This window comes from Borrelia coriaceae, from assembly GCF_023035295.1.
GTDB classification, from domain to species: Bacteria; Spirochaetota; Spirochaetia; order Borreliales; family Borreliaceae; genus Borrelia; species Borrelia coriaceae.
Genome location: NZ_CP075076.1, coordinates 450,670 through 466,845 on the forward strand (window position 1 = coordinate 450,670; position 16,176 = coordinate 466,845).

Annotated in this window: 15 protein-coding genes; 12 read left to right on the plus strand and 3 right to left on the minus strand. The window is 28.8% G+C overall.

From position 1 onward, the window contains the following. Nucleotides 1-9: 9 nt before the first annotated feature. The 3 genes from bcCo53_RS02130 to bcCo53_RS02140 all read left to right on the plus strand — a co-directional run bounded on the left by bcCo53_RS02130 (nucleotide 10) and on the right by bcCo53_RS02140 (nucleotide 2,240). Complete coding sequence (locus bcCo53_RS02130; RefSeq protein WP_025408063.1) at nucleotides 10-588, plus strand: YigZ family protein; 579 nt, start codon at nucleotides 10-12, stop codon at nucleotides 586-588. 192 nt (nucleotides 589-780) lie between these two features. Then, the gene (locus bcCo53_RS02135) at nucleotides 781-1,533 is read left to right on the plus strand and encodes a ParA family protein (RefSeq protein ID WP_028328337.1); all 753 of its coding nucleotides are present in this window, start codon (nucleotides 781-783) and stop codon (nucleotides 1,531-1,533) included. Nucleotides 1,534-1,535: 2 nt separating this feature from the next. Next, nucleotides 1,536-2,240, plus strand: a complete 705-nt coding sequence (locus bcCo53_RS02140) for a hypothetical protein (protein ID WP_028328336.1) — start codon at nucleotides 1,536-1,538, stop codon at nucleotides 2,238-2,240. On the opposite strand, the gene bcCo53_RS02145 is transcribed toward bcCo53_RS02140, so the two are convergent. The 3 genes from bcCo53_RS02145 to gyrB form a co-directional block, all read right to left on the minus strand. Then, nucleotides 2,233-3,015: a ParB/RepB/Spo0J family partition protein gene (locus tag bcCo53_RS02145; RefSeq protein WP_025408064.1), complete on the minus strand. Its 783-nt coding sequence runs from the start codon at nucleotides 3,013-3,015 to the stop codon at nucleotides 2,233-2,235. The genes bcCo53_RS02140 and bcCo53_RS02145 overlap by 8 nt on opposite strands. A gap of 133 nt (nucleotides 3,016-3,148) precedes the next feature. Then, on the minus strand, nucleotides 3,149-5,581 hold the full coding sequence (gene gyrA, locus bcCo53_RS02150) for a DNA topoisomerase (ATP-hydrolyzing) subunit A (RefSeq protein WP_025408065.1): 2,433 nt from the start codon (nucleotides 5,579-5,581) through the stop codon (nucleotides 3,149-3,151). Nucleotides 5,582-5,592: 11 nt separating this feature from the next. Further along, a complete protein-coding gene (gene gyrB, locus bcCo53_RS02155) occupies nucleotides 5,593-7,497 on the minus strand; it encodes a DNA topoisomerase (ATP-hydrolyzing) subunit B (RefSeq protein ID WP_025408066.1) in 1,905 nt (634 codons plus the stop codon). A gap of 245 nt (nucleotides 7,498-7,742) precedes the next feature. Here gyrB and dnaA point away from each other — a divergent pair, with 245 nt between their 5' ends. From dnaA to bcCo53_RS02200, 9 genes are all read left to right on the plus strand, one after another. After that, nucleotides 7,743-9,197 (plus strand): chromosomal replication initiator protein DnaA, encoded by a 1,455-nt coding sequence (dnaA, locus tag bcCo53_RS02160; RefSeq protein ID WP_028328335.1) that lies wholly within the window; start codon nucleotides 7,743-7,745, stop codon nucleotides 9,195-9,197. 238 nt (nucleotides 9,198-9,435) lie between these two features. Further along, nucleotides 9,436-10,590, plus strand: a complete 1,155-nt coding sequence (dnaN, locus tag bcCo53_RS02165) for a DNA polymerase III subunit beta (RefSeq protein WP_025408067.1) — start codon at nucleotides 9,436-9,438, stop codon at nucleotides 10,588-10,590. 19 nt (nucleotides 10,591-10,609) lie between these two features. Then, the gene (gene recF / locus bcCo53_RS02170; RefSeq protein WP_025408068.1) at nucleotides 10,610-11,677 is read left to right on the plus strand and encodes a DNA replication/repair protein RecF; all 1,068 of its coding nucleotides are present in this window, start codon (nucleotides 10,610-10,612) and stop codon (nucleotides 11,675-11,677) included. Then, nucleotides 11,658-11,957: a DciA family protein gene (locus bcCo53_RS02175; protein WP_025408069.1), complete on the plus strand. Its 300-nt coding sequence runs from the start codon at nucleotides 11,658-11,660 to the stop codon at nucleotides 11,955-11,957. The genes recF and bcCo53_RS02175 overlap by 20 nt, the downstream gene beginning before the upstream one ends. A 90-nt stretch (nucleotides 11,958-12,047) precedes the next feature. Then, complete coding sequence (gene rpmH / locus bcCo53_RS02180) at nucleotides 12,048-12,203, plus strand: 50S ribosomal protein L34 (RefSeq protein ID WP_025408070.1); 156 nt, start codon at nucleotides 12,048-12,050, stop codon at nucleotides 12,201-12,203. Beyond that, entirely contained in the window at nucleotides 12,184-12,528 is a 345-nt protein-coding gene (gene rnpA, locus bcCo53_RS02185) for a ribonuclease P protein component (protein WP_025408071.1), read from the plus strand. Before rpmH ends, rnpA begins: the two co-directional genes overlap by 20 nt. Next, nucleotides 12,525-14,162: a membrane protein insertase YidC gene (yidC, locus tag bcCo53_RS02190; RefSeq protein WP_028328334.1), complete on the plus strand. Its 1,638-nt coding sequence runs from the start codon at nucleotides 12,525-12,527 to the stop codon at nucleotides 14,160-14,162. The genes rnpA and yidC overlap by 4 nt, the downstream gene beginning before the upstream one ends. Beyond that, complete coding sequence (jag, locus tag bcCo53_RS02195) at nucleotides 14,159-14,869, plus strand: RNA-binding cell elongation regulator Jag/EloR (RefSeq protein ID WP_025408072.1); 711 nt, start codon at nucleotides 14,159-14,161, stop codon at nucleotides 14,867-14,869. The genes yidC and jag overlap by 4 nt, the downstream gene beginning before the upstream one ends. Nucleotides 14,870-15,033: 164 nt before the next feature. Then, complete coding sequence (locus bcCo53_RS02200) at nucleotides 15,034-16,092, plus strand: NAD-dependent epimerase/dehydratase family protein (protein WP_025408073.1); 1,059 nt, start codon at nucleotides 15,034-15,036, stop codon at nucleotides 16,090-16,092. The last annotated feature ends 84 nt before the right edge of the window (nucleotides 16,093-16,176 follow it).

The following is a 16,176-nucleotide window of genomic DNA, read 5'->3' on the forward strand; positions in this document are numbered from 1 at the left end:
TTAAATTGAATGATGTTAACTCCTAAAGAAAATACGTATTCAAAAATTGAAGTAAAAAAATCCATCTTCTTATCATATATTTTTCATGTAGAGCAAAAAGAGGAAATAAATAAAATATTAAAAGAATATAAATTAAAATTTAAAAATGCAACTCATGTCGTTTATGGATTTAGAATTGGCAATTCAACTTCATTTATAAATGGAATGAACGATGACAAAGAACCACGTTCAACAGCTGGAAAACCTACGCTAGATGCTATATTAAACAAAAATTTAACAGATACCCTAATTATTACAGTACGTTATTTCGGAGGAACTTTGCTTGGAAAACAGGGCTTAATCAAAGCATATTCCAAATCAGCACAAGAAGTAATCAATAAATCAAATCTAACAGAAAAAGAAGAAATGGAAATATTATGCCTTAATCTCAACTACAATCAATACAATTTACTTACACGAACTAAAAACAAGATGGGCATTAAAATTACAGATGCAAATTTTCTAGATAAAATAAATACCACAATACAATTTAACATAAAAGATAAAAAACATATCATAAAGTTTTTACAAGAAAATTCTCTAATCTAATTTGATAGAACAAAAGTATTTCTATAGATTAATTAAATTGTATGCACATATAGACATTTGATTTAATTAGATGTCTATATGTGCATATTACCTCACCAATTTAGACAATAATTTCATATAAAATATTACTATTTTTCTATTTATGTTCTACAATAGAATATTATTATATACACTGATTAAGAGAAAACTTGTATGAAAATAATATCCATTATTAATCAAAAAGGTGGTGTTGGTAAAACAACTAGTGCTATAAATATTGCATATTCAATTACACTGCTGAACAAAAAAGCGCTCCTCATAGACATTGACTCACAAGGTAATACCAGTATCGGGATTAATGTTTCAAAAAAAGAAGATACAAATTCAAGTTATGAACTTATCTATAAAAAACAAAAAATTACACCTATTAAAAATTTTAACATAGATATAATCCCGTCAAGTATTAAGCTAACACTACTAGAGAAAGAATTAATACATGAACTTTCAAGAGAAAATTTTTTAAAAAATGCTCTAGAACAATATAAACAAGATGATTACGATTTTATCATCCTTGACTGCCCTCCGACTCTCTCAATACTTACAATAAATGCCCTTGTTGCAAGCAAATATATTTTAATACCAATAGAAACAGAATTTTTTGCATTTGAAGGAATCAATCAACTATTAGATACAATAACTGCTGTTAAACAGATAAATAAAGATTTAGAGATTATTGGTGTATTTATCAATAAATATGATATTAGAAACAAAAGCAAAGAAAAATACATTGATTATTTAAGAAAAGTATTTAAAGAAAAATTCCTAAATACCAAAATAAGAAAAAATATAAGCATTTCAAAATCTCAAGAAGAAAACATACCAGTCTATATATATAACAAAGAAAGTAATGCAGCAAAGGACTTTTTAGAGCTTACAAAAGAAATAATAGAAAAAACTAAAGGATAAAAATGTCAGACAATCTAGAAACTCTTATGGCTTTAATGGGCAAAAAGTTAAACAAAAATGAAAAAGATGAAAAGCTTTTGGCCAAACAAGAATTAATTACAATTGAAAACAAAAGCTTTAAATATGAAAAAGTGGACAAAGAGATAGCAGATTTTTTAAAAACCAAACAATACGAGATTTTTAACATATTCAATAACGCATACACAGAAATTGGAAGAATACTAAAAGAAGCACAAGATAAACTACGTGGAAATAACCAATATGATGGTCTTTTTTATAAATGGTTTACTAGTATGGGATTTAAAAAGGATAAAGTTTACTCATTAATCTCAAGGTATGAGTTGCTCATCGAAAATTCCGACAAGCAACTCATAATAAAAAATTTGCCACTATCACTATCATATGAAATTTCTAAAAGATCTTGCCCCAGTCATTTAAAAACAGAAGTCCTTAATGGAAAAATAAAATCCTTAAAAGAATTTAAATCACAGTACCAAAAATATGAACATAACAAAAAAAAACTAGAAATCCGTTTTAATAAAATGCAATTAAAAAGAGGAAACATTATCAAAATAATAGAATTACTCTTACAAGAATTAGAAGAAATTAAAAATATTAAATTAGACAAGATAAAAAATAAAAAAGAACTTTTGATTATTTTAAAAGAAATACAATACAGAATAAATCATATAAAAAATATTACTTAATACTCTCAAAGATAGAAATAATTCTCTTTAAATCAGAAGATGTAAAATAACTTATTTCGATCTTTCCTTTTTCCTTGCTTCCCTTAATACTTATTTTAGTTTGTATTCTACTTATTAAAAATTCTTTAATACTATTTAAAAAAGGATCTCTTAAAATTTCTGATTTATCATTGATAGGTTTATAAAAATTTTTCACATAATTTTCTGCATCTCTAACTGACAATTTTTTTTTAATTATTAAAAGATAAAGCCCATATCTATCCTGATTATCCTTTAACGACAATAAAACCTTAGCATGCCCCAGTGATATTTCCTTTTTATGTAACGAATTTAATATCTCCTGTTCAAGCTCTAAAATTCGAACTAAATTAGCAACATGTGACCTATTTTTACCTATTTTTTCAGATAAGGCTTTTTGAGTCAAAGAATGTTTATCCATAAGATTTTTATAAGCATATGCCTCTTCAACAGGAGTTAAGTTTTCCCTCTGAATGTTCTCAACTAAAGACATAAAATCTTTATCTTTTCTAGTTGTTTCTATCTCTATAATAGGAATTTGACTCATACCAGCTAATTTAGCAGCTCTAAATCTTCTCTCACCTATTACTATGTTATACCTACCATTATTATTAAAAACAATAATAGGTTGCAATATTCCATTTTCTTTTATAGAAATACTTAATTCCTCAAGCTCAGCAAGATTAATAGACTTTCTAGGTTGTGATTTATCGATATCTAAAAGATTAATATCTACCATTTTAAAAGTCTCGTTCATTTTATCAAATTCCTCCTTGTAATAATACAAAATTTTATAAAGTTGTTCTATGTCAATTCCAAATAAAGAAATAACACAAAAAAAAAGAATGTTCCACGTGGAACATTCCAACAATACAACTAACATTAATTTATTATTTGACAAATTTTGAAACAGATATCAACTTATCCTCATCAAGAGATAATACTTGCATTCCCCTAGCATCCTTACCTTGCTCAGATATTTTGTCAACTAATGTTCTCAAGACCTTTGAAGTCTTACTTACAAGTAATATTTCATCATCTTGCGCAACTGAAACAGCATCAACAACGGTACCGGCCTTTTCATCGGATTTTTTATAGCAAGTATAACCAGTAGCTCCTCTTTTAAGCTCAGTCACCTTAGATATTTCTAATCTCTTGCCATAGCCATTCTCAGACACAATTAAAATATGGGATCCTTGTCTTACTGCTAATGCCTTAATAAGCATATCACCTTCTCTTACTCTCATACCAGAAACACCCTGAGTTCCTCTATGTGTAAGCCTAATATCATTTGAATTAAATGCAAAAGCATTACCCTTCTTAGAAATACAAATAATTTTTTCATTCTTAGAAACAATCTCAGCACTTGTAACAAAATCTTTATCATCGAGCTTAATGACAATAACGCCCCTTGATTTAAGCGTCTTAAATCCTTCTGTTTCAATACGAGCTATTTTTCCATTTGCAGTTGTTATTAATAAATAATTGTCTGACGATAATTCATTGCAATTTTTAACAGCTAATATTTCTTCTTTTTCTCCCAAATTAATAAGCTCACGTATATTTTGTCCTCTTGAAGTCCTAGAAGTATCCTTAATCCCATAAGCATTAATTACATAAAGCTTCCCTTCATTTGAAATCATAAGTAAAAAGTCATGAGTATTGACACACAAAGCAATATTAACTTGATCTTTGTCTTGTAACTCAAAAGAACCAAGGCCCTTACCACCTATACCTTGAAGTTTATACTCATCTTGTAAGATTCTTTTAATGAAACCCTGCTTTGTAAGAATAACAATAACATTTTCCCTCTGCATTAAATCTGACATACTAGTTTTTAAAACCTCCTCATCATAAATTATTTTTGTTCGGCGCTCATCGCCAAATTTTACACTTAAATTAATAATCTCTTCCCTTACAATATTAACAATTCTTTCTGGACGAATAAGAATGTCTTCATAATCTTTTATTAAAGCTAGGAGAATTTTCAACTCTTCTTCAAGTTTCTCTATTTCAAGAGATGTTAACCTCTGTAACTTCATATCCAGTATAGAATTAGATTGAATCTCTGACAAATTAAATTCTTTAATAAGATCTTCCTTAGCATCTTTTATGAGCCTAGAAGATCGTATTATTTCGATAACTCTACCAATATTACTTAAAGCAATATTTAATCCTTCAAGAATATGAGCCTTTTCTCTTGCTTTTTTTAAGTCAAACTCCACCCGCCTTCTAACAATTTCCTTTCTATGTTTAATAAATTCAAAAACAAGCTCTTTTAAATTTAATTGTTTTGGAATTCCATCAACAAGAGCCAAATTATTTATGCTAAAATTTTTCCTCAACTCAGTATATTCATAAAGTAAATTCATAACGACATAAGGGTCAAAACCTTTTTTAATTTCAAGGACAATTCTAATACCCTCACGATCCGATTCATCCCTTATATCAGATATACCTTCAAGCTTTTCTTCCTTTATTAAAAATGCAATTTTTATAAGCAAAGAAGATTTGTTCACAGCATAAGGTATTTGTGTAATTATAACAGCAACATGATCTTCCGTCTTTTCCTCAATATGATATCGAGCTCTAATAACAACACTACCCTTTCCAGTCGTATAAGCCTTAACTAAGCTATCATTATATATGATTTCAGCATAAGTAGGAAAATCTGGGCCTTTAACTATTTTAATTAAATCATCAACAGAAGCATCATCGTGATCCAGCATATACACTATGGCTTCACAAATTTCCCTTAAATTATGTGGAGCCATATTTGTTGCCATTCCAACAGCAATTCCACTAGAACCATTAACTAAAAGAAATGGAAAAGCAGCTGGCAAAACTTCAGGCTCAAATAAAGAATCATCATAATTGGCTCTAAAATCAACAGTTTGTCTATCTATATCCCTAACAAGCTCCTCAGCTATTTTGGCCATTCGAGCTTCAGTATATCTCATAGCAGCAGGAGGATCGCCATCAATAGAACCAAAATTGCCCTGTCCAGTTACTATCGGATATCTTAATGAAAAATCCTGTGCAAGCCTTACAAGTGCTTCATAAATTGACTGATCACCATGAGGATGATATTTACCAAGAACATCTCCAACAATTCTTCCAGCTTTTTTAAATGATTTATCAGCCCTAAGTCCCATTTCATGCATTGAATATAGGATCCTTCTGTGAACAGGTTTAAGACCATCCCTCACATCAGGAAGAGCTCTTGAAACAATAACAGACATTGCATAATTTAAATAAGATGTTCTAACTTCATCTTCTATTTTTATATTTAATATTTTCTCTTTATCTTCTTCAATTGCCATTAATGCTCCAATCACACATCAAGATTTACGACATCAAGCGCATTTTGCTCAATAAATTCTCTTCTAGGTTCAACATCGTCTCCCATAAGAGTAATAAAAATTTTCTCAGCCTGTATAGCATCATCTATTTTCACTAATTTCATTTTTCTAGTAGCAGGATTCATAGTAGTTTCCCAAAGTTGTGTAGGATTCATCTCCCCAAGCCCCTTATACCTTTGAAGACTAACTTTATCTCTCCTGCCAGTCTCAATCGAGCTTAAAAAAGCTTCCTTTTCCAAATCATCATAAAAGTAATGCGCCCTATTCTCATATTTAACTTTATAAAGAGGTGGCATAGCTATATATACATGCCCATTATCAATTAACTGTCTCATGTAACGAAAGAAAAATGTCAGAAGTAATGTTCGAATATGAGAACCATCAACATCAGCATCGGCCATAATAATAATTTTATGATAACGAAGTTTTTCAATATAAAAAGTCTTCCCAACACCAGCACCAAGAGAGGCAATTATCGGAATAAGCTTGTCGTTTGTAATAACCTTATCTTCTCGTGTTTTTTCAACATTCAGCATTTTCCCCCACAATGGCAAGATAGCTTGATAAAATCTATCTCTTCCCATTTTAGCACTTCCTCCTGCAGAATCACCTTCCACAATATAAATCTCTCTCTCAAGCGGGTTTTTAGATGCACAATCTGCCAATTTGCCAGGCAATGCTAAGCTTTCAAAGGCACTTTTTTTTCTCTCAGACTCTCTTGCTTTTCTTGCAGCTTCACGAGCACGAGCAGCTTTTATCGCTTTATTAAGAATAATATCTATTTCTAAAGGATTAGCATCAATAACTTTCAAAAGCTCATCATGCACAATAGCTTCAACAATTTTTTTTACATAAGAATTTCCTAATTTTCCCTTAGTTTGACCCTCAAATTGAGGTTCTGGAACCTTAATAGAAATTACCGCTGTTAAACCTTCCTTAAAATCATCTAATGTAAGATTTGGAACATCTTTCTTACTTATCTTTGACTCTTTAAAAGCTTCACTCATTGCCTTTAAAAAACCACTCTTAAAACCAGCAACATGGGTGCCGCCCTCTCTGGTATTAATATTGTTTACAAACGATAAAATATTCTCAGAATACCCTTCAGTCCATTTAAGTCCAACACTAACAATAACATCATCACAAGTTCCTTCAATAAAATAAGGCTCACTTTGAATATTTGTGCTATTATTTGTTATATAATCTACAAAAGCTTTTATTCCACCTTCAAAATAAAACTCTAAAAACTTTTCCTTGCCTAATCTCCTATCTTCAATTGAAATCCGTATCTTATCATTTAAAAATGCAAGCTCTCTTAATCTCTTTGATAAAGTTTCAAAATCATATTCCAAGGTTTCAAAAATCTCAGAATCAGCTAAAAAAGTAACTTTAGTACCTCTGGCAGCACTTACTCCAACAACCTCAACCTCAGATGTTGGAATACCCCTTGAATAAGTTTGCTTAAAAAGATTTCCATCCCTGCTAATAATTACCTCTAAAAAGGATGATAAAGCATTAACAACCGAAATTCCAACCCCATGAAGTCCACCAGAAACCTTATAAGTACCTTTATTAAATTTGCCTCCAGAATGTAACTTAGTTAAAACAAGTTCAAGAGCGCTAATTCCTTCTTCTTCATGAATATCTGTAGGAATTCCTCTACCATTATCATTTACTGTTATCGAATTATCTGGATTTATAACTACCTCTATTTTATCACAAAACCCTGCTAAAGCCTCGTCAACACTATTATCAACCACTTCATAAACCAAGTGATGCAATCCATTAATTGAAACGGATCCAATATACATACCAGGCCTTTTTCTAACAGCTTCAAGGCCCTTTAAAACCTGGATATTATTAGCAACATAACTCATAAACCTTCCACACAATTAATCATAATATAGATATAAGCAAATTCTACATTAAAAATAATATAAGATCCATTAAATAACATAAATTACAAGACATATTCAATTTGAATTAAAACCAATAAAATTTCAAGACTCATAAATAGTTAAGATAATGTTTCAGTTCATTATTATACTATATACTTATACGTACATATACTAATAATCAAAAAGATATAGTAATAAAGATCCAAAATCAATAAGGATAAGATATGCAAGAGGGAAAAAATATATGGAGTTTAATTTTAGCAGCAATAAGAAAAGAGCTTTCTGAAGAAGAATTTTACATATGGTTTGAAAATTTATACTTCATAGACGCAAATAGTGAGATCATAAAAATAGCTACTCCAAATTCTTTTCATAAAAATCAAGTGGAAAAAAGATTTTCAAAAAGAATAAAAGAAATTCTAATTGAAAAAGGTCATGATGCGATTAATGTTGAATTTATAAATTCACAAAATGAATCTAAAACTCATAACATGAACTTAACAAACACCTCTTTAAAAGACATTTCGATACAACAAGATTCAATGGACAAAAGAATGGAAATTCAAACTCACACCAATAACATAATGAAGAGTACAAAACAATACACTATAAAAGAAGAAATACACACAAAATATAGAAATCCTTTTCTTAAAAAAAAATACACATTTGAAAATTTCATTACAGGGCCAAATAATAAACTTGCATATAATGCAAGTTTATCAATTGCAAAAAATCCTGGTAAAAAATATAATCCGTGCCTAATTTACGGTGGAGTTGGTCTTGGCAAAACACATCTACTCCAAAGTATAGGAAATAAAACAGGAGAATTACATAAAGAATTTAAAATACTTTACGTAACCGCTGAAAATTTTCTAAATGAATTTGTAGAAAGCATAAAAACAAACGAAACAAAAAGATTTAAGAAAAAATACCGATATCTAGACATGTTATTACTAGATGATATTCATGATTTACAAAAAAAAGAAGGTATACAAGAAGAGCTTTTTCACACTTTCAATGCTCTTTATGAAGATAATAAACAAATGGTATTTACATGTGATAGACAACCTTCAGAACTTATAAATTTTACAGATAGATTAAAAAGCAGATTTACAAGGGGATTAAATGTCGACATATCAAAACCAAACTTTGAATTAAGAGTGGCAATTATAGAAAAAAAAGCAGAGGAAGATGGAATTAAAGTTCCAAAAAGTATTCTCAACTTAGTTGCTAAAAAAGTTACAACGAACATAAGAGATCTTGAAGCGGCTGTAACAAAATTAAAAGCACATATAGACCTTGAAGATATAGAAATTGATACTAGCATAGTAGACAAAATAATTACAGAGATAATAGCTTATGAAAACGATAATACAAACATAAATAATACAATAAATATTGAAAGCATAAAAAAAGTCATCTTAAGAGAATTAAAACTTACAAACAAGGATATCGAAGGCAACAGCAAAAAACCTGAAATCACCAAAGCAAGACACATTTATGCTTATCTTTTGAGGAATTTTACAGAGCTTTCAACAATTGAAATAGGCAAAATCATTGGAGGGAAAACCCATTCAACAGTCCTTTATTCGATAAATAAAATAGATAAAGAGAGAAACAATGACTTAGAAATTAACAATTTAATCATAGAACTTATGAACAAGATTAACAAAAATTAACAAAATTCATAAAATTTAAAATATCCTTGAACAAATTAAACAAATAATTCATCAAAAAATACACATAATTAGACATACATTATTCCTTACAATATAATCAGATAAACAAAATTAAACAATTAGACAGACCCTTACTAATACAACTATTAAAATATAATAAGAAAACATACAATAATCAAAACAAAACCTGCATTCATAAAAGCCAAGAAATGATAATATAATAAAAGGAGGTAAAACATTGAACGAAAAATTTATACTGTGTGATACAGAACAAATTTCGAATGAGATTGACAAAGCTAAAAGCATAATCCTAAATAGGAACATAAATGACATTTGGAGTGCAACATTACTTGAAGTAAAAAATTCTAACCTTACGATAAAATCAACAGATAGAAATATCTTTTTTGAAAGCACGATCCCAATCGTTTCAACGGAAAATTTTAGGGTATTAATTAATGCTTCAAATTTATCAGATGCTGTAAAAGCACTAAATTTGTATAATGAATTAAAAATAAAGTTTATAGAAGATGAAAACAAGCTAAGCATTATTGGGGAATCAGAAAATGAAAATTGTATAAATGATCACTTAAGCGAGCCAACTTTTTCTAATGAAGAAATTGAAGTTTACAATTATGATATAAATGGAGAAGCTTACAATTTAACACTTGAATTAAAACAAAAAGAGTTTAAAAAAATTATAAACAAAGTTGCATTTTCGGCATCACACGATGAGTCCAAAAATGTTCTTAATGGAATTTATTTCACAAAAGATAAAAATTCTGCATTAACTCTTGTATCTAGCAATTCACATAGACTATCTTTATATAAGACAGAGTTAATATTAGAAGAAGATATTAATTTTATTGTTCCTGTTAAAATGTTTAATCTCCTAAAGCAAATGATGGTAGGAGAGGGTATTGTAAAGATTAAAGTCTCTGATAAAAAATTTTATGTTGAGTTCAATAATTATAAAATAGCTTGTAGTTTGATAAACGGAAATTATCCTGATTATGAGAGTATCATACCAAATGAGCAACAAAACAGAGCATTAATTGAGATTAGCATTTTAAAAGATAGGATTGCAAGGGTTAATTCTTATATAGACAAGCGATCTAAAAAGGTTATTTTGAATTTTTCTAATAAGCAATTAAGACTTATGGCAGAAGATCCAATTACAGGAAGAAGAGGAGAATTTTTTGTACAAGAGCCTAATTATGATTATGAGGGAAGCGAAGAAGTCTTAGCTGTTAATAGTGCTTATCTTATTGAGGCAATAAGTGTTTTTGATACTTCGAAATTAGAGATAAAATTCAGTGGCGGAGGTATATTGAAATTAAATGAACCTGAAAATTTTGATTTCATTCATTTAATAATGCCCATGATACTCAACTAAGATTCTTTTTTGTGGCAAAATGATAAAGAAAATTGAGTTCTTTAATTTTAAGAATATAGAAAATCAGGTTATTAATTTTGATTTTAATAATATCTATTTTTATGGAGAGAATGGTTCAGGTAAGACTAATGCTCTTGATGCTATTTACTGTCTTGCTTTTGCGTCTTCTTTTTTAGTTGGTACTGATAAAGAACTGATTACATATGGCAAAACGGAATTTTATTTAAAGTGCCTCTATAAGACTAAAGAAAAGGAGGGGGAGATTAGTCTATCATTTAAGGATGGAAGGAAAGAGTTAAGGGTTAATAATAGTCTTGTAAAGGATAGAAAAGATTTGATATTGAATATTCCGGTAATTATTTTTTCAAATTATGATACTGACTTTATAATTGGGGCTCCCGTTAAGAAGAGATGGTTTTTTGATCAGGCAATAAGTTTTGTTTCTTTAAATTATTTGGATTCTCTTAGGAAATACCGAAAAATTTTGCAACAAAGAAATTTGATTTTAAGGCAAGGTAATAGGGATTTGCTTAAAGTTTATAATGAAACTTTTGTTGATTGTGCTCTTGAGATAACAAAGATGAGGCAAACTTTTGTTAAGCATTTTCATGAGTTTTTTAAATATTATTATTCGTTTATTTTTGATGTTTCTTGTAGTTTAGAGATTAAATATTTGCATTCTGTTAAATGTTTTGAAAGAAATGAATTTTTGCAAACTTTAATTTTAAGAGAACAAGATGAACTTAGCAATGAGAGTACTTTAATAGGTCCTCATAGAGATTTATATGAGATATTAATTGGTGAGAGGGTGTTTACTCATCATGCTTCAACAGGACAAACAAGGGTCCTTGCTTTGATTTATAGACTTGTGCAGGTTATTATCTTTAATAAGCGATTTGGTATATCACCTATTTTGCTTTTTGATGATGTGTTTTTGGAATTGGATAGTATTAAAAGAAAGAGAGTGTTTGATATCTTGCCAAAGGATTCTCAGTGTTTCTTTACGTTTTTGGATGACTATTGTGATATTAAAGGAAAGAGTGATTTTATAGTGTATAGGGTTAAGAATGGAAGATTTGAGCTTTAAAAAAGTTGCTGATGTACTTAAAGAATATTTAGATTCGGATATATGTGTTGATAACAAATTAAATGCCAGTTTCATACTTTCTAAAAATTGGCAAATTATATTTAAAGATTTGTCAGATAAAGTTAGGTTATTGAATTTGAAAGATAATAAAATATTATTTGTTGCCGTTAAAAATTCAAGTGTTTTATATAATATTTCTCTTAATAAATCAAAAATAATAAAATTAATAAAGGAGTTTACGGGCCTTGAAATATTGGATATAAAGGTTTTGATAAGATAATTTTATTGACAATTGTAATTGTATAATATACTATTGTAGTGTTTAACTTATGTCTTATTAGTAAAGAATGTTTTTAATTGGAGGGCTTTTTTGAAGAGGACTTATCAGCCAAGTCGGGTTAAGAGGAACAGAAAATTTGGATTTAGAGCTAGGATGAAGACTAGGGGTGGAAGACTTGTTCTTGCCAGAAGAAGAGCTAAGGGAAGATCAAAATTAACTGTTTCTGATGAGAAAAAGAAATATTAGTATAAAATCGAAGCGAGAAATTCAAGAGCTTTTTAAAAAAGGTAAATTTATTAGACTAGAAGGAATTAATATATTTTATAAGTTTACAAGTTTAGCAATTTCTAGGATGATTGTTACCTTTCCTAAAATTTTTAAAGGTGCTGTTAAGCGGAATCGTGTGCGGAGAATTTTTAAGGAATGTTTTAGAAAACAGTTTTCTTTACTTAAAGGTATGTATGTTGACCTTATTTTCGTAGTTTATCCTCAAAAAGTAGATGTTAATTATTGTGAAGTTGAGATGATTTTAGACAATGTAAGTGCATATGTCATGAAGAGGAAAGTGTGAGTCAGAATAAAAGAATTTTAAGGGCTGTTTATTTGTCTTTATTTTTTATTGGTATTTTTATGATTATTGATGATATTTTTTTCTCTCAAAAATCTCCTTCTGTTGCGGATAATGAGATTGGTTTTAATTTAGATAGGAATTTTGATGTTGATGATTCTTTAATTGATGTAGATTATGTTTTAAGCTTAAATGCTAATTCTAAAGACATTAATGTTGAGACTGATATATATTATTCTACCTTTTCGACATTTGGGGGAAATTTAGTTTCTCTAAAGCTTAAAAACCATTTAAATTTAGAGAAAGAGCCGACAGAGTTAGTTAAGTTTAGTATGAATAGGGAGAGTTTATTTTATATTTCCTTTGATAACTTAACTAAAAGTTTATTTGTATACAATAAAATAGATGATTATACGCATGATTTTAATACTACTTTTGAGTATAATGGCAAGTATTATAAATACACAAAGAGATACACATTTTCTAGTGAAAATGAATATTTGATCAAGTTAGAAATTTTTTTAGATACTATTGATGCTAATGATAATTTTGATATTGATTTTTATAAGTTTGTATTAAGTTCTGATATTGAAAACTTAAGTGCTAGAGGTAATTTGCAATATAACAATTATTTATCCCAGGCTATTTATTATGATACTAAGCTTAGATATGGAAAGAATGGTTTAAGTGTTATTAATCCTAAGTGGATTGGCTCAGGTACTAAATATTTTGAAGTTTTAGTTTCAAAAGAAAGTATGAATGTTGAATTTAGAGAGGAAAATGGAATTTTAAAGGCTTTTATTGTAAATAAAGTAGGTGGTACTAATATTAGTGATACCTTTTATGTTTATGCAGGACCTAGAGATAATGGATATTTAGATATTTTTAATAAAGAAAGTCTTAATAGTTTTGGTTTGTCTAATGTTGAATTTGGAATGTCTGTAGAGAGAAGTTTGTTGTATTTTATTCAGGTTCCTATGCAGTTGATAATGCAAATTTTTTATGATGTTATTCCTAATTGGGGACTTTCAATAATGTTTTTGACAATTGTTGTAAGAATACTTATATTTCCTTTGACTTTTAAGAGTTTTAGGGCTACAGCAGAACTTTCTAAGTTACAGCCAAAAATGAAAGAGATACAAGTAAAATTTAAAAATGATCCCAAAAAATTAAATGAAGAGATGGGGAAACTTTATAGGGAAGAAGGTGTTAATCCCCTTGGAGGGTGTTTTCCTATTCTTTTACAACTACCTGTGTTTTTTGCTCTTTATGGGCTTGTAAATAATTTCTTTTTACTAAGGGGGGCTAGTTTTATTCCAGGCTGGATTGATGATTTGTCAATTGGTGATAGCATATATTATTTTGGGTATAAAGTTTTTGTATGGACTGATATTAGGATTTTACCTTTTATTATGATGATTACTCAGTTATTATCTACAATAATTAGTTCTAATATTAGTTTTAAGAATCTTGGATCACAACAAAAATTTTTATATTTTGGTATGCCTATTATGTTTTTTTTCATACTTTATGATATGCCATCAGGACTTTTGATCTATTGGATTACAACCAATATTTTTACTATTTTACAACAATACTATATAAAGATGAATGTATCTGAAAGGAGGAACAGATGAGTTATGAATTTTATGGGAAAACAGAACAAGAAGCAATTAAAAAAGCAATGAGAGATCTTGATTTAAAAGAAGGCGAGTTTGATGTAGAGATTTTGGATAAAGAGAAAGTTGGATTTTTATTTAAAAAAGAGATGATTAAAATAAAAGTGTCTCCTCATGTAAAAGAGGATGCACCAAGATCTGAGATTCCGGTTAATGAAGATGTGTGTGATAAAGTTTTGGATTTTATTAAAGAAATGATAAATAAAATGGGTTATAGTGTTGATTTAAAAATTGAATCTAGAGAAGGTGATTATATCAAAATTTCTATTGATACGGAAAATCCAAATATTTTAATTGGAAGAGAGGGGAGAAATTTAGATGCTCTTCAGCTTTTAGCAAATGTTTATGTATCTAGACTTATTGGAGATAATGGCAATTTTAATAAGATAATATTAGATATTGAGGATTATAGAGAAAGATTTAAATCGAGGTTTATTAATTTGGCAATAAATTCTTTAAATAAGGTTAAAAGGAGTAGACGTTCTATTCTTTTGCCAACAATGAATCCTTTTGAGAGGAGAATTATTCATACTACTTTGAATCGTTATAGTGATATTAAGACAGAGAGCGAGGGTGATGGAAATTTAAAGAGAGTTAGAATTTCTTATGTTAGGAATAGTAAATATAATAATAATTTTCGTGGTTATCAAAAAAGGGATGGCTAATGTCAGGAAGTAAATTTTTTACTTCCAAGATTTATAACTCGATGATAAATACTTAATATTTAGGTTCTGTTTAGTCGGTTGGTATTTGGTTGGTTTATGCTTTGTGGTTGTGGGTATGAGGATAGTAAATTTTTATTTATATATTAATTTATGGGGATTATTATATGAGAGTGTTTTTAACAGGTATTGCTGGATTTATTGGATTTCATGTTGCTAAGAAGCTCGTTGATAATGGACATGAGGTTTTAGGTGTTGATGTTTTAAATGATTACTATTCTCCTGATCTTAAATATGAGAGATTAAAAGTTTTAGGATTTAACTGTGAAGATATAGTTAGTAGAGAAGTCATTCAGAGTAATAAATATAGTAATTTAAGTTTTATGTATCTTGATATTTTAGATAAAGATAAAATCTTATCTATTTTTGCTAATTATAAATTTACACATGTTTGTCATTTGGCTGCGCAGGCCGGGATTAGAGATAGTATTGAAAATCCCGATAGTTATATTTCAGTTAATATTGTTGGGTTCTTTAATGTTTTAGATTCATGCAGAATATATAAAAATTATATTAAGCATTTTGTTTATGCCTCAACGTCCGCAGTGTATGGAATAAATGAAAAGATGCCCTCAGGTGAGGATAGTATTACAGATCATCCTTTAAATTTATATGCGGCTAGCAAAAAGTCTAATGAGGTAATAGCACATGCTTACAGTTCGTCTTTTAATATTCCAACAACAGGGTTAAGATTTTTTACAGTTTATGGACCTTATGGACGACCTGATATGGCATTATATTTATTTGCTGATGGGATTACAAAACAAACCTCCATTAATGTTTTTAATGATGGGAATATGGCTAGAGACTTTACGTATGTGGACGATGTTGCAGATGGTATTTATAGTGTGCTTGGAAAACCAGCTAAGGGCGATAGTAATTTTGATGTGAACAATCCTAATTCTTCAAGTTCTCTTGCTCCTTATAAAATATATAATATAGGTACAGGGCGTGCTATTAAACTTATGGATTTTATTAATGAGCTTGAAATAAATTTGGGAAATAAAGCTTGTAAGAATTTTTTACCTATGCAAAAAGCAGATGTTGTACAGAGTTGTTGTGATATTTCAAAGATTAAAAATGATTTTGCTTATGAGGCTTTAACATCTATTAAGGATGGGATTAAAAAATTTTCAAATTGGTATAAGTCTAAGATAGTTAAATGATTAATAGTGTATGCCCATCGGCATGGGGTTATTGTAATTATTTGTTTTTTGAGATTTTGTTTCTTAAAATTAGCGTAAGTTTAA

What these genes read in the sequence shown, in the direction of transcription:
- bcCo53_RS02130 (WP_025408063.1), top strand. Translation starts at nt 10, where the DNA reads ATGATGTTAACTCCTAAAGAAAATACGTATTCAAAAATTGAAGTAAAA.
- bcCo53_RS02135 (WP_028328337.1), top strand. Translation starts at nt 781, where the DNA reads ATGAAAATAATATCCATTATTAATCAAAAAGGTGGTGTTGGTAAAACA.
- bcCo53_RS02140 (WP_028328336.1), top strand. Translation starts at nt 1,536, where the DNA reads ATGTCAGACAATCTAGAAACTCTTATGGCTTTAATGGGCAAAAAGTTA.
- bcCo53_RS02145 (WP_025408064.1), bottom strand. Translation starts at nt 3,015, where the DNA reads ATGAACGAGACTTTTAAAATGGTAGATATTAATCTTTTAGATATCGAT.
- gyrA (WP_025408065.1), bottom strand. Translation starts at nt 5,581, where the DNA reads ATGGCAATTGAAGAAGATAAAGAGAAAATATTAAATATAAAAATAGAA.
- gyrB (WP_025408066.1), bottom strand. Translation starts at nt 7,497, where the DNA reads ATGAGTTATGTTGCTAATAATATCCAGGTTTTAAAGGGCCTTGAAGCT.
- dnaA (WP_028328335.1), top strand. Translation starts at nt 7,743, where the DNA reads ATGCAAGAGGGAAAAAATATATGGAGTTTAATTTTAGCAGCAATAAGA.
- recF (WP_025408068.1), top strand. Translation starts at nt 10,610, where the DNA reads ATGATAAAGAAAATTGAGTTCTTTAATTTTAAGAATATAGAAAATCAG.
- bcCo53_RS02175 (WP_025408069.1), top strand. Translation starts at nt 11,658, where the DNA reads ATGGAAGATTTGAGCTTTAAAAAAGTTGCTGATGTACTTAAAGAATAT.
- rnpA (WP_025408071.1), top strand. Translation starts at nt 12,184, where the DNA reads ATGAGAAAAAGAAATATTAGTATAAAATCGAAGCGAGAAATTCAAGAG.
- jag (WP_025408072.1), top strand. Translation starts at nt 14,159, where the DNA reads ATGAGTTATGAATTTTATGGGAAAACAGAACAAGAAGCAATTAAAAAA.
- bcCo53_RS02200 (WP_025408073.1), top strand. Translation starts at nt 15,034, where the DNA reads ATGAGAGTGTTTTTAACAGGTATTGCTGGATTTATTGGATTTCATGTT.